The sequence below is a fragment of the uncultured Paraglaciecola sp. genome, from assembly GCF_943787955.1.
Taxonomy (GTDB): domain Bacteria; phylum Pseudomonadota; class Gammaproteobacteria; order Enterobacterales; family Alteromonadaceae; genus Paraglaciecola.
This window is the reverse complement of record NZ_CALSOK010000010.1, coordinates 532,385-545,943: the sequence shown is the minus strand read 5'-3', so window position 1 is coordinate 545,943 and position 13,559 is coordinate 532,385. Positions and strand designations below refer to the sequence as shown.

General features: G+C 42.1%; 12 protein-coding genes. 8 read left to right on the top strand and 4 right to left on the bottom strand.

Annotated features, from left to right (window positions below):
- The 3 genes from leuC (at window position 1) to Q0Y52_RS10155 (ending at window position 2,580) form a co-directional block, all read left to right on the top strand.
- A complete protein-coding gene (gene leuC / locus Q0Y52_RS10165) occupies window positions 1–1,413 on the top strand; it encodes a 3-isopropylmalate dehydratase large subunit (RefSeq protein ID WP_297821185.1) in 1,413 nt (470 codons plus the stop codon).
- Window positions 1,414–1,430: 17 nt separating this feature from the next.
- Window positions 1,431–2,039, top strand: coding sequence for a 3-isopropylmalate dehydratase small subunit (leuD, locus tag Q0Y52_RS10160; RefSeq protein WP_297821183.1), 609 nt, complete (start codon window positions 1,431–1,433; stop codon window positions 2,037–2,039).
- 172 nt (window positions 2,040–2,211) lie between these two features.
- Window positions 2,212–2,580 (top strand): hypothetical protein, encoded by a 369-nt coding sequence (locus Q0Y52_RS10155; RefSeq protein ID WP_297821181.1) that lies wholly within the window; start codon window positions 2,212–2,214, stop codon window positions 2,578–2,580.
- 45 nt (window positions 2,581–2,625) lie between these two features.
- Here the strand turns inward: Q0Y52_RS10155 and Q0Y52_RS10150 are convergent, their stop codons facing one another.
- From Q0Y52_RS10150 to Q0Y52_RS10140, 3 genes are all read right to left on the bottom strand, one after another.
- The gene (locus Q0Y52_RS10150; RefSeq protein WP_297821179.1) at window positions 2,626–3,165 is read right to left on the bottom strand and encodes a gluconokinase; all 540 of its coding nucleotides are present in this window, start codon (window positions 3,163–3,165) and stop codon (window positions 2,626–2,628) included.
- A 314-nt stretch (window positions 3,166–3,479) separates the two neighbouring features.
- Window positions 3,480–4,502 (bottom strand): general secretion pathway protein GspB, encoded by a 1,023-nt coding sequence (locus Q0Y52_RS10145; RefSeq protein WP_297821177.1) that lies wholly within the window; start codon window positions 4,500–4,502, stop codon window positions 3,480–3,482.
- A complete protein-coding gene (locus Q0Y52_RS10140; RefSeq protein ID WP_297821174.1) occupies window positions 4,495–5,406 on the bottom strand; it encodes an AAA family ATPase in 912 nt (303 codons plus the stop codon). Before Q0Y52_RS10140 ends, Q0Y52_RS10145 begins: the two co-directional genes overlap by 8 nt.
- Window positions 5,407–5,821: 415 nt before the next feature.
- On the opposite strand from Q0Y52_RS10140, the gene Q0Y52_RS10135 reads away from it, so the two are divergent.
- From Q0Y52_RS10135 to Q0Y52_RS10115, 5 genes are all read left to right on the top strand, one after another.
- Window positions 5,822–7,063 (top strand): multifunctional CCA addition/repair protein, encoded by a 1,242-nt coding sequence (locus Q0Y52_RS10135; protein WP_297821172.1) that lies wholly within the window; start codon window positions 5,822–5,824, stop codon window positions 7,061–7,063.
- Window positions 7,064–7,078: 15 nt separating this feature from the next.
- On the top strand, window positions 7,079–7,735 hold the full coding sequence (locus Q0Y52_RS10130) for a dUTP diphosphatase (protein WP_297821170.1): 657 nt from the start codon (window positions 7,079–7,081) through the stop codon (window positions 7,733–7,735).
- A gap of 351 nt (window positions 7,736–8,086) precedes the next feature.
- Entirely contained in the window at window positions 8,087–8,662 is a 576-nt protein-coding gene (locus Q0Y52_RS10125; protein WP_297821169.1) for a DUF6624 domain-containing protein, read from the top strand.
- A gap of 167 nt (window positions 8,663–8,829) precedes the next feature.
- Window positions 8,830–9,669 (top strand): phytanoyl-CoA dioxygenase family protein, encoded by an 840-nt coding sequence (locus tag Q0Y52_RS10120; protein ID WP_297821167.1) that lies wholly within the window; start codon window positions 8,830–8,832, stop codon window positions 9,667–9,669.
- 634 nt (window positions 9,670–10,303) lie between these two features.
- On the top strand, window positions 10,304–10,573 hold the full coding sequence (locus tag Q0Y52_RS10115) for a hypothetical protein (RefSeq protein WP_297821165.1): 270 nt from the start codon (window positions 10,304–10,306) through the stop codon (window positions 10,571–10,573).
- 33 nt (window positions 10,574–10,606) lie between these two features.
- On the opposite strand, the gene Q0Y52_RS10110 is transcribed toward Q0Y52_RS10115, so the two are convergent.
- The gene (locus tag Q0Y52_RS10110) at window positions 10,607–13,540 is read right to left on the bottom strand and encodes a reprolysin-like metallopeptidase (protein WP_297821163.1); all 2,934 of its coding nucleotides are present in this window, start codon (window positions 13,538–13,540) and stop codon (window positions 10,607–10,609) included.
- Window positions 13,541–13,559 lie beyond the last annotated feature (19 nt).

Here is a 13,559-nt window from a genome sequence, read left to right as displayed (position 1 = left end):
ATGGCTACCACCTTATATGACAAAATATGGCAAGCGCATATTGTAGATGCGCAGAAAAACGCTGAAACCGGTGAAGAGGGATTAATGTATATAGACCGACATTTGATCCACGAAGTCACTTCGCCTCAAGCCTTTGCTGGTCTAGACGAAAAAGGCCGCAAGGTACGTTGTCCTCAGCGTATATTTGCCACTATGGATCACAGTATATCAACTCGCTCATTAGCCCTAGATGCCTGTGGCCCAACGAATAAATTACAACTACAAACCTTAGCTGATAATTGCAAAAAGCACGGCATCGAGCTTTTCCCTGTAGGTCATCAAAAACAAGGTATTGTGCATGTAATGGGCCCAGAGTTAGGCCTAATTCAGCCCGGCATGACAGTGGTTTGTGGAGATTCTCACACCGCGACTCATGGCGCATTTGGCGCGTTAGCATTCGGTATCGGTACCTCACAAGTCGAACATGTATTTGCTACCCAAACATTAAAACAAAGCAAAGCCAAAAGCATGAAAGTACAAGTGAACGGTAGTTTACCTATTGGCATTACTGCCAAGGATATTATCTTAGCTATCATTGGTAAAATTGGTCATGCTGGCGCCACTGGACATGTCATTGAGTATTGCGGTGAAGCTATCTCTGCGCTTTCTATGGAAGAGCGTATGACGGTATGCAACATGAGTATTGAAGCGGGTGCAAAAGCCGGTTTAATCGCGCCAGATCAAACCACCTTTGACTACCTTGAGGGACGTGAATACGCACCCAAAGGACAACACTGGGATCAAGCGGTCGCCTACTGGAGTACGTTAGTATCTGACGCAGGTGCGAGCTTTGACACGGTAATTGAACTTGATGCAACCGATATTACCCCACAAGTGACTTGGGGCACTAACCCAGGGCAAGTCATAGGAGTCAATCAGCCTGTACCCGCTCCTAGCGATTTTTCAGATCCCATTGATAAAGACTCCGCCAACAAAGCCCTTAAATATATGGACTTAGCGCCTGGTCAAACATTATCTGAGTTAAGCGTTAATAACGTGTTTATTGGCTCATGTACCAATGGCCGTATTGAGGATATGCGTGCCGCTGCGGCGATTGCCAAACAGGGCAAAGTAGCAGCAGGGGTGACTGCTATTGTGGTACCGGGTTCGGTATCAGTCAAAGCACAAGCTGAAGCAGAACAACTAGATAAAATATTTATCGAAGCAGGTTTTGAATGGCGTTTACCCGGTTGTTCAATGTGCTTAGGCATGAATGACGACATCCTAAAACAAGGCGACCGCTGTGCCTCCACCAGCAACCGTAACTTCGAAGGTCGTCAAGGCCGCGGGGCTCGAACGCATTTAGTGAGTCCTGCTATGGCGGCAGCGGCAGCATTAGCTGGTCACTTCGCCGATGTACGCGACTATCAATAGGCCTTAAGGAATTCATTATGACAACAGGAATTAATATCCACACTGGTAGCGCAATGCCCCTTAATCAGGCCAATGTCGATACCGATCAAATTATCCCAAAACAATTTTTAACCGCCGTCACAAAAAGTGGTTATGGCAAACACTTGTTCCACGACTGGCGTTACCTTGATCAACATGAACAAGTGCCCAACCCAGACTTTGTGTTGAACAAGCCTGAATACCAAGGAGCCAGCGTTTTACTGACGCGCGAAAATTTTGGTTGTGGCTCGAGCCGCGAACATGCGCCTTGGTCACTTGACGATTATGGCTTTAAAGTAGTCATTGGGACCAGTTTTGCCGACATCTTTTACGGTAACTGCATCAATAACCAATTGTTACCGGTACAACTTACTAACAGTCAAATGGATCAACTTTTTGATCTGGTTATAAGTGATGCCTCTGCGCAAATCACGGTACACTTGGAACAGCAAAACGTCAGTGTGGGTGAACTAAGTTTTACCTTTGATATTGCCGAACAGCATAAAACCAACTTATTAAAAGGGTTGGATGCTATTGGTCAAACTCTAGAGCTAAACGATAAAATTACTGAGTTTGAGAATAATTTGCCTGAATGGCAGAGGGCTTAATGTTTTAACCCACAACAAAAAATGGCTCTACTTGAGCTGTTTTTTTTGAACATTATTCAAATGTATCTAGGATATGTAGAATAAAAAAATAAGCTCAATGGATGGGTGATATGAATAACGTTAACACCATTACACCAAGGTGGTTTGTAATACTCGCTATTACAATTGCCATATGGAATCTAATGGGCATGATAGCTTTTATGATGCAAATCACTATGACAGTCGAGCAAGTCTTAGCACTGCCAGAAAAAGAGCAGATATTCAAGACATCCCTCTTTGGGTGAATATAGCATTTGGATGTGCAGTAACGGGAGGTGTACTGGGCTGTGTCGCTTTAGCATTTAAAAAAGCCATCGCCTTACCCATTCTAATCATCTCATTGCTTGGCATTTTAGTGCAGATATATTATTCATTTATCACCGTTGATGCATCCGATGTATACGGGCCAGGCGACACTATCATGCCAATGATGGTGTTGATTATTGCGCTATTTCTAGTTTGGCTGGCTAACAGCGCAAAGGCAAAAGGTTGGATTTGTTAAGAATAACCAAGTAACCGAGAGTCATAATGACTAGTGATTAACACATCACATTAAAGCAACTGCCGCCAGTGCACTTTTGCAGATATGCTGTAAATCGGCACTGACATCCAAGCTAATCATGTCAGGCTCAGCTTTAGGTAACTCCATAGCGCTAAATTGACTGACCAACATAGACTCCGGCATAAAATGTCCTTCTCTTTGCGACATTCTGTGACTGATAGTGTCCATCTCAGCAGTCAGGTGAATAAACAAGGTATTAAAACCTAGCTCTCTAAATAACTGGCGATGCAGCCGTCGCAAACCTGAGTAAGCCAAGACCGAATCGACTAACTTTCCTTTAGCTAAGTGTTGAGTTAAACGTTCTAACCAAGGCTCACGCATGCTATCGGTTAAAGGAATGCCATTGGCCATGTGTTGTTTAGCTGCAACTGAATGAAAATCATCTGCTTCAATAAACTCGTAGTCTAGTTCATCAGCAAGCTGTTTGCCTACAGTGGATTTACCGCAGCCACTGACACCCATCACAATAATCAGTTTAGGCTTCTGGGGCTTAGTCTTACTAGAAACAGGTTCTACTGATTGCATCTATTTGTCACCTTTTTCTGGCATAGGAAGCGTTATTTTTAACGCATAAATATTGTTAGGTTGAATGTTATTAATAGCTGACTCGACTGTCCCGCTATCAGCAATACTGATAAAAAGCGCCACAGTCATAATGATGAAAAAACAAAACAAATTGCAGCCATAAATTTACCATCTGGCGTTCATTTTACGCTCGACTTTATGGTGGAAAATTCATTGCAATATCCAGGTTAAGCTTAATAAATGACAACTTTATCAAACTTGTTAACTCATCACCGTCTGGAAGTTTGCTTTCTACAAAGGCAAGTTAAGATTATTTACCAATCAGTCAGAGCAGCCATAGAAAACATTTGCCCAGAATAATTTAAGATAACATGCTGAGGCTCGATACCGACAATTTCAATCATGCCATCAATTTTATCGCCTTCCCCCATCCTCGTGCCGTTTACTCTGACCCACCTTTCAGACTCAATAGATGCATACATATGAGCCGAAAAAGCCATACTGGGTAATCGATTCATTACCCATGCTGGTAACTGATCAATTCTGGGCACGTCATCGATGCTAGATATACTTTGAACAGGCGGCAGAGTCACCGGGGAGTCTGCCACTTCGGTGATGGCTTTTCTGAACCTCGCTAGTACATCAGCAGAAATTTGCGGCTCGGGTACTTGAGTGATTGTTCGTACAACATCATTTAGCTCAGAATTATTCGCAACATCATCTGTTCCAGAGACTTGTTGCATTGGCGCATTTGCAATGCCAATACTGTTGACATCTCGAGGGTTATCAACCTTAACTGATTGTTCGCTTTTATTATCCAGCTGCTCAGGTGCTGAGGCAACGGCCGCTTGAACGGGTTCAGAAGCTATCGTTGTTGGCTGTTCAATCTGAAGGCTCAGTAAGGTCAATATTCCCTGAAAATTAGCTAAACTCCAGCCTAAGCTCAAACCACCGAGCGTAATAAATGCCGCTAACACATAACGCTTAATATAAAACTGCCAAGCCGATGGAATATCTTGTGCAGAAGGTAAAAACAAACTGCGATGAAATTGTTCTGATAATCCATCATCGATTTGGGTATGAGTGACCTTGTTGTTTTCAAGCATTCTAAGGGTCGCTGATTTTTTAATGTTTGGCACGGCTACTTCTGCGTTGAGTTCAACGGTTTGGTCTGGATCTATTTGTACTTGTTGAATACCCATTTCAATCAAGCCTTGCACCATATCTTGACTGGTGACTAAACCTGACTTCTTGATTTTGACAGGCCCGTTTTGCTCTGTGATCCTCACAATCACCATGCCTGGTTTTAGATCATGAATATCAAGTTGCCTAAGCATTAAACTGGCCTATAACAAAGCCAATGGCCGCCGCCGTTACAAAAAGTCCTAGCAGGGTATAAGTCCAGCGTTTGCCTTGGCGCTGTTTTACCACATCATCCCCTAAAATCTGCTGTGCTGCGGCAATAAAAATATGCTGTGACACAACGGACATTTGTTTCGTAAAAGTTAAAGTTAAGGCTCTATCACATAACAAATTGATCACTCTTGGAATACCACCCGTCATATCAAATGCAGCACGAATAGTAGCTTTAGAAAACACACTGATATCACCATTAGCCACACCTAACCTATGTCCAATATAAGCAGCTACTTCAGAAGAGCTTAAAGGCAAAAGATGATAACGAGCGGTGATACGCTGCGCTAATTGACGCAACTCATTCCGTTTTAACAATTGCTGCAATTCAGGTTGACCAATCAATACCACCTTAAGCAACTTTTCACGGTTAGTTTCTAGATTGGTTAATAACCTGAGTTGTTCTAATACTTCAGGTAATAAATGCTGCGCTTCATCAACAATCAGGACTGTGTTAACACCAAACTCATGATTATTAGCTAACTTATCGAGAATTTGATCGGTAAAATATTTAAGGCTGGCATGTTTACGTTTGTACTCAATGCCAAGCTCATTACAAATGGTACCGAGCAGCTCTAATGCAGATAATGTAGGGTTCAAAATCATCGCCACTTGGGTGTTTTCAGGTAATTGTTGCATCAACTTGCGCGATACCGTTGTTTTTCCTGTGCCAACCTCACCAGTTAGCATCACAAACCCACCACTTTCACGCAAACCAAAGGTTAAGTGAGCCAAAGCCTCTTTATGACGAGGGCTCATATACAAATACTCGGGATTAGGCGCAATGGAAAACGGATTATCAGATAATCCAAAATAGCTGAGATACATAATTTAGGCAGAGAAGTCCGTGAAAAATACAGCATGAATATGATGTCTAAACTAACCAGTTAACTAGATATTGTCAAAGAGACAGTTGCTATTTTAGAGTAATTTTATGCCTATGTGACTTCTTCATAGCGTAGGTCTAAGGCATACTAGTATTTCCTGTAATCTGCCGTTGACCGCTAAAAGTGATATTTAACATTTTAATCTATCTAAAAATAAACGTTAATTTGTATTTCACCTCACAGATGAAGGCGCTACAGACATTGAGGTTGGTTAAAAATCGCGGGCTCTACGTTATCAATTTTATAAGTGAAACAACCATTTATCGCAATTCATGTTTTGATCCCATAATGTTTTCCTGCGCCTCCACGCGTATCCAATCCCAGATGCTAGGTTCTATGAAAGATGCTGAGATTTTATGCAAACGTATTTAGTCGGTGGCGCCGTGCGCGACAAGTTGCTAGGCCGCCCTATCAAGGACCGGGATTGGGTAGTGGTGGGCAGCACCCCTAGGCAAATGTTGGCCCAAGGTTATCAAGCAATTGGCGCCGACTTTCCGGTATTCTTGCATCCCAATACCAAAGAAGAATATGCCCTTGCTCGCATTGAACGTAAAGTAGGCGCAGGTTATACCGGTTTTAGTTGTGATGCCTCAAGCGGTGTCACCCTAGAAGAAGATTTATTACGCCGCGACCTGACCATCAACGCGATGGCGATGGATAACCAAGGTAAGATCATCGACCCCTACAACGGTCAGCAGGATCTTAAACACAAACTCTTACGCCATGTGTCTGCAGCCTTTGTTGAAGATCCCTTACGTGTTTTACGTGTTGCCCGATTTGCAGCCCGTTATTACAACTTAGGGTTTTGTATCGCACCAGAAACACTCACTTTGATGCAAACAATCGTCGCCAACGGTGAACTCACCACCCTAAGCGCAGAGCGTGTTTGGCAAGAAACAGCACGCAGCCTGATGGAAACACATCCAGAAATATATTTTGAAAATCTAAGAAACTGTGGAGCACTAGCCGCCTGGTTTCCTGAGTTAGATGTCTTGTGGGGGATCCCAAACTCACCCAGACGGCATCCTGAAATTGACACCGGCATTCATACCATGATGGTGTTGCAACAAGCAGTCAGACTATCAGACAAGCTGCATGTACGTTTTGCAGGATTGGTGCATGATTTAGGTAAAGGACTCACACCCACCAAAACTTGGCCATCACATATCGGTCATGAAAAAACAGGGCTGGAAGCAATTAATACACTCTGTGATCGTTTAAAAGCACCTAATGATTGCCGCGAACTCGGTTTAATGGTCAGTGAATTCCACACTCATATTCATCAAGCCTTCGAATTAGAGGCCACCACCATACTTGGTATGTTGAATCGCTGCGACGTGTGGCGCAAACCACAAAGATTTGCCGACTTTTTACTGAGCTGCAAAGCGGATGCCAGAGGCAGAACCACCTTTGAAAACAGCGAATACAAAAACGCCGAGTATATTTGGCAAGCTTATGAGGCGGCGGCAAAAGTTGATATCAAAGCCATAATCGCCGAAGGTTATCAAGGTAAAGCTATTAAAGAAAAAATTGAAGAACAACGTGTCAGCGTTATTCAAACATTCCAACGTTGTAATGAAAATAACACCAAAAAATAAAGGACAGCCACCACTATGCTCAACTCAACTCAACTTGCCACTATGTTATCGCTGCAAGACGCCATGAACAAAAAGGTTAACCCAGATTGGCTCAACGCCGGTTACGCTTATTTACGCGCTGCCATGATTGAATCAGTAGAAGGCATAGAGCACCATGGATGGAAATGGTGGAAAGCTCAGCAAAAAGATTTGCCTCAATTACAGATGGAACTGGTTGATATATGGCACTTTGCCTTGTCAGACATCATTATTGGTTTTTCGGGTGACATTCAAAAGTCCGCCAACACTATCGCTGAACAACTAGCGTCCAACCGCAGCCAAGTCACTTTTGATGGCAAAGAATATGTGTTTACCGAACAGGACATACTAGATAACTTAGAATTAATGGCCGGCTTATGCGCCGCCAAACGTTTTGATGTGCCGTTGTTTCTAAAAATAGTTGAGCAGGCCGAAATGGACTCAAACGAGCTTTATCGCCAATACGTGGGTAAAAATGTCCTGAATTTCTTCCGCCAAGACCATGGTTATAAGGATGGCACATACCATAAAATCTGGAATGGTCGTGAAGATAATGAACATTTAGTTGATGTGTTAAACACTCTTGATATTAGCCTAAAGGATTATAGTGACAGCGTTTATAATGGCTTAAAGCAGCGATACCCGATGGATTAACAGATGGGGGGAGGTGTATCGAGTATCCTACAATCTCAATATCACAACTTCCCATATTATCTCCGCTTAAATTTCAAAAATGACGGGGTCGTTTTTGACCCGCATAAGGGTTTCACCTATTCCTGTTAGCATTTTATTCATTAACCAGACATTGCTGGCTAAAAATGTACATTGCAGCGAACAGGCATTAATAGTAATACCTATCTCTACGAAAGGCGTTTAGCATTGCACTTAACAATAAAATATGTGGCAAGATGTTTCGGTTTTGAGGACGCAAGGCAGTTTCACCGCCTATGGGTTAGATACCACAACAGCCAACCTTTCAGTGTTTCGCCAAGGAGTGTCTACATAATGCGCTATATACTTGTACTGTTAACACTTTTACCCACACTTTCTTTTACTGCTAGCGCACAAACCAAGCCCGTATTGCAAAAGCAACTACTCAACATGGCTCAGCAAAGCCAACAAATCCAAGCAATGCAAAACAGTGACGCCACTGCAATACTAAAAAATATGGCTGCTGACATTACCCAATTACACACTCAAACCCTTCATGAAATCGTCCAGCTACAAGGTTGGGTAACTAAAGCGCAAGTCACAGAAGAAGGGGTAAAAGCCGCCTTTACGTTAGTGAGCCATTCAAAAAATTTACGTTTTCAGCAAGATATGTTGCCACTGATTATTCAGTCTTACATCGATAAACAGGGTATTGATGGGGAAGCAGTCGCGATATTTACCGATCAAGTGTCCATCGCTCAAGGTAAAAATCAGGTATTTGGTACACAAGCGGATCTTATAGACGGCAAGCTAGTATTTTTCCAAATTGAAAATGAAGACAGCGTGGATCAACTAAGAGCTCAAATGGAGCTGCCAACGTTAGCTGAATATAAGAAAGCCTTAAAGGTCTTTTATGGTGTTGAAAAATAATGGTAGCTTCAGTGGCACCCTGACAGTAAATAAAAAATTTCCGCGATAGATGGAATAAAACCTCTCAGTGGGTAAGGATCAATGTTCGAATTAGGCGGCAACGATGAGCAAGTAGAGGTAGGATAGTACTAAGGGCATTTACTAACTGACAGTTGGAGACTTAGATCATGAAAATAGAAGGGGCAATTAAAGACTATACGGGAAAGGATCTTGCGAGAACTTTCAAACAGTTGCAGCCATCACCAGAACGTCAATCTGAGCTCATCAACCAAGACTTTAGAACCTTAATGTCTGAGGGTTATGTGATTATTGAAAACCTAATTACACCCAATCAGTGCGCTCACATCAAAAACCAGTGTATGCCTTTAATGAGCCACACAGGCAGAAATAATTTTGAGGGTGAAAAAACCCAAAGAATATACAATGTTTTAGGAAAGACAAGGTGTAGTGATCGGTTAGCAGACCATCCTAGGATACTAGGGCTAATGGATCTGTTGTTTAGGCCTAACTACCTGCTGAGTCAAAGTCAGGTCATCAATATCCTACCCGGTGAGAGCCAACAGGCATTTCATTACGATGATTCGTTTTATCAAATCCCTAGACCGAGGCCCCCCTTAGGTGCTGCCAGTATTTGGGCCATAGATGATTTTACTGAAGAAAACGGCGCGACAATTATAGTTCCTAAAAGCCAAGAATGGGATGGACAGCAAATTCCAACCACTGAAAAAATGATAAAAGCAGTAATGCCAGCAGGCTCTGCTATATTTTTCCTTGGAACAACTTGGCATGGAGGAGGTAAAAATCAATCTTCAAAACCAAGACTTGCTGTGACCCATCAATATTGTGAAGCATTTATGCGCCAGCAAGAAAACTACTTGTTAGAGTTAGACAAAGATATTGTCCGTTCATTATCACCAGAATTACGCTCTCTGGTTGGCTATTCAATTTATCCCCCTTTTATGGGAATGGTTGATGGCAAACATCCACTTCGCCTGCTCGATGAATAGTTCACCTATATAACTAAAGAACGCGAGCGCATACTAAAGCGGTTCCTCCTATACATACCATTGATGTATAGGAGGAATGGCAAAGTGTTTGGGTGTTAGACTTTTATGACAACACAAAGAGGATCATCTCATTTTTTCATAGTCCCTATCACAACCCTGCACAACCAAGCTGCTGTCATTTAAATTGGGCGAAACTAACACTCACTCCACACTAACTGAAACACTCAATTAAAGTCACCTTAAACGCGATATCGTAATTAAGCATATTGACAAAGGGTACCGGATTGATTTCCATCCGTGCATTTCGAATGTGCTAGAGGGCTGTTTCTAGCGAAGTAAACCAAGAAAAGCGCAAAGTACCTTTCTCTCAACTTAGTTAGCCTAATAAAGCGTTGCTGTGTATCAGAGGATAATCATGATTTTGTGACGCCATATCACTGGAGGTCAAAAACAAAACCGGACTTGATTTTTCAGCACTGTGTAATGTTGACACAGGGACTGCTATAGGCGTGGGAAATAAACACAACACATGAATTTTTTCAAAAGTAGACTAGAATTCAGATTGCGGTTAACCGCGAAGTCATAGCAAATAAATCTCTTTTGCTAAACCGTAAAAATTGAAAAAGGAGCTCCTGTGGAACATCGATATGAAAGTAGACAATCGGTACATGAAATTGTCGAACTATGGAATGGCAACACAAAATATGGCAATTTTGAAACCGATAATTTGTGTAGTGGTGGCATTTTCATCAAAAATTGCCAAAATAAAATAGGCAACAGCAAGCACTTAACGATTAAATTTAAAAACAATCCTAATCTAAGTTATCACGCGAGTCGCTGTGGGTTGGTGGTACATAAAAACACTATGGGTATAGGGTTAATGTGGACCCACTTAAAACATTAACCGCATTATTAAAATGAACGAGTCCTTGCTTAATTAGAAAGACTCGTGAAATACACATGAATATGCCATTCGTTCACTCGAAATAGTATTGATTATGCGTCGTATTATCACTAGAGTTAAACCCAAAAATATCCATAAAAACCCGATACTGCCTCCCCCCTTCATTACCTCTGGCGTTACTGGTTTGGAGTTGGGGTCATTCGGATCTGAGCCAGCTTCGAACTCAGCTATATTGCTGCTACCATCGTTATCAGCGTCTTGCTGTGCATCACTTCCATCTAGTGGATTCAAATTGTTAGCGGTTTCATAGGCGTCAGGTAGACTGTCATTATCGTCGTCTGTGTCAGTATTATTACCCGTACCGTCGTTGTCGAAATCTGCACTTTCAGATGCATCTAAAGGGAAGGCGTCGTCAATATTATTGACTAAGTCGCCATCTGAGTCATGTTGTCCATCTAATCTAAATTCGTCTTGTGGTAACCCAGCAAATACTAAGCTAACAGGTTCATTAAGGCCACCTGCAGCAGTTTCTACAAATACATCTAAGAAGGCTCCTGACACGCCATCATACTTTAGCACTTGATCAGTATCGGTACTGCATATGTAGATATCGCCTTCAGGGCCAATAGTTAAACAACCAGGTTGGCCTAATCCTCCGCTACCAGCAGTAATAAAACGTCCTAAAAAATTACCATTGCTATCAAATTGGCTAAGATCTTTACTACCCGCATTAGTCACATATATATTAGCGTTGCTGTCTACAGCAAGGTGTTCGGGTTTATCAAGGCCTTGGGTACTCAATATTTGTGGCGCTGCCGTTAAATTATTTAAATTAAAAGATAACAGTCTATTTGTGCTTCTTTCAGCAGTGATAAGTCTATTACCATTGACAACAAAATCCCGCCAAACCCGATCGTCACTGGTTGAGTCTCCCCGCTGATTACCCGACGCCAACAAACTAAAAGACTCAATGTGGCTTGTGCCTAACCCATTGTTAACAAGTAGTGTGCTGTTATCCTGAAAAGCTAAATGTGCAGGGAAATTGGTACTGAGAAAACTACGATCAATCACTGGTCTGATGGTATTGGTTTGCCGATCAAATGCCAGTACATCACTAAAAGCAATAAAAAATAATTGTTGCGCATGCGATAATATTGCATCCGAGCGAAAAGAAAAACCGCCTGTCGGCACTTCCAATAAGCTAGCTATAAATGTGCCAGTTTGACTGTCATACCGCAGAACATTGTCGCTTCCTGCACTCACTACCCAAGCCTCAGTTTCGCTTAGCTTAATGGGTAAAAAATAATCAGGCACACCGTCATTGTCATCATCAAGATCGTTTCGATCACCTATACCGTCTTGGTCGTTATCTTTTATCTCTTGAAAATCATTGTCTAAATCATCTGAATTTTCGCCTACCCAATCAGCATCAGCATCTATCGTTTCTAAGGGTTCAATAGGTAAAGCATCAGCAAAATCATCGGTGCCGTCGTTATCATCATCCTCATCAGCATTATTTCCAATACCATCAAGGTCGGTGTCTTGTTGTTCGTTGAAGTCGTTTGGAAAGGCATCTTGATTGTCACCCACGCCATCTAAGTCTGAGTCTAAAAATTCAGTTGAGTCAAATGGAAATGCGTCGCTGTCATCAAACACCGCATCTCCGTCGCGATCGGTTACACTTGGTAAAAATGATGGTAATTCTGTTTCACTTATTGCATCACGGAGCGCTGCATTGGCGTGTGAAAAATGGTTAATCGTTGCGCTATTATTTGCCCGTATTGCGTCACCACAAGATACCGAGGCACAGGTTACCTCTGGATTTGAAAAAATGGCTAGCCCGAAATCACGATTAATATCACCAGTGCCAATTGAACTCATCATCGTATTAAATTTGCCTGGTACAATTAATGCTCCAGCCGCAGACTCAGCACCTTGTGAATTACCATTGACGCGCTGATGACCCGCCCCAAAATTATGACCAATTTCGTGAGTAAACGTATCAATACAATTGGACCCCCCGCTTATACCCACATTACTTACGTTTACCAAATAGTCCACAATAGGGTTTGGGAACATTGCAATGCCACACACTTCCCGTTCGTTCAAATCGTGAGTACGGATCATAGAAACCACATCTGCACCGAATGAATCTCTGAGGGAAGCAACACTGGCAAGGGATGGATCTATCGTGGTATTGGGATCATCATCTAAAGCATCACGCAATTGATTGAGAGCAACTATGCTTGAAGGGTTGGTATAATTGACAAATTGGGTATGTACCAGACGCAAACGCATATCAATACGACTATCAAAAAACGTCTGATTAGCTTTAAAAACCAGGTGTTCCATTAACGTTTGGGCCATATCATCGGGGAATGTGTCAACAATGTTCTGGGTGAATAAAAGCATCAGGTCTACCACAACCACATCATTTGCAGCGACTTCATGAAGGTTTTTTGCATAGGATGAGGGAGCCTTTAGCCCACTAAAATCCTTCAGTTCACCAACAACATCATTTTCATAAATCCCCGGCGTTAGTCCAGATAAACCGAGATCGACAGCAAATACTTGTTCGCCGCGCTGTTCAATCAACACATGTTGACCGTTACCGAATAATTCCCCAAAACCGCTATTACTGCCTTGTGTATAAGTGAGCGTCCAATCTTTATCATTAGTTTTAAATGACGACGAAAATGAGCGTGTATCACGTTTATTATAAGTCACCTCATCGATGCCAATATCTATAGACGCTTGGTTTAACTTAAGTGCAAAGCGATAATTGGTTCCACGTTTTTGAACCGACAATAGCTTTTTACTTGGAACCAACACTTTTTGTATTGCTTGAGGTTTTATCGTTTTTAAATGTGCAGGCACAGGAAAAGGGTTATCAACGGCGTGTGCAAATTTAGGGACGAAGCAACACATTAATCCTAATAAAGATATCAAACTGATGCGACTCAACATAAAACCTCTTTTGGGCGTC

What these genes read in the sequence shown, in the direction of transcription:
- leuC (WP_297821185.1), top strand. Translation starts at nt 1, where the DNA reads ATGGCTACCACCTTATATGACAAAATATGGCAAGCGCATATTGTAGAT.
- leuD (WP_297821183.1), top strand. Translation starts at nt 1,431, where the DNA reads ATGACAACAGGAATTAATATCCACACTGGTAGCGCAATGCCCCTTAAT.
- Q0Y52_RS10155 (WP_297821181.1), top strand. Translation starts at nt 2,212, where the DNA reads ATGGAATCTAATGGGCATGATAGCTTTTATGATGCAAATCACTATGAC.
- Q0Y52_RS10150 (WP_297821179.1), bottom strand. Translation starts at nt 3,165, where the DNA reads ATGCAATCAGTAGAACCTGTTTCTAGTAAGACTAAGCCCCAGAAGCCT.
- Q0Y52_RS10145 (WP_297821177.1), bottom strand. Translation starts at nt 4,502, where the DNA reads ATGCTTAGGCAACTTGATATTCATGATCTAAAACCAGGCATGGTGATT.
- Q0Y52_RS10140 (WP_297821174.1), bottom strand. Translation starts at nt 5,406, where the DNA reads ATGTATCTCAGCTATTTTGGATTATCTGATAATCCGTTTTCCATTGCG.
- Q0Y52_RS10135 (WP_297821172.1), top strand. Translation starts at nt 5,822, where the DNA reads ATGCAAACGTATTTAGTCGGTGGCGCCGTGCGCGACAAGTTGCTAGGC.
- Q0Y52_RS10130 (WP_297821170.1), top strand. Translation starts at nt 7,079, where the DNA reads ATGCTCAACTCAACTCAACTTGCCACTATGTTATCGCTGCAAGACGCC.
- Q0Y52_RS10125 (WP_297821169.1), top strand. Translation starts at nt 8,087, where the DNA reads ATGCGCTATATACTTGTACTGTTAACACTTTTACCCACACTTTCTTTT.
- Q0Y52_RS10120 (WP_297821167.1), top strand. Translation starts at nt 8,830, where the DNA reads ATGAAAATAGAAGGGGCAATTAAAGACTATACGGGAAAGGATCTTGCG.
- Q0Y52_RS10110 (WP_297821163.1), bottom strand. Translation starts at nt 13,540, where the DNA reads ATGTTGAGTCGCATCAGTTTGATATCTTTATTAGGATTAATGTGTTGC.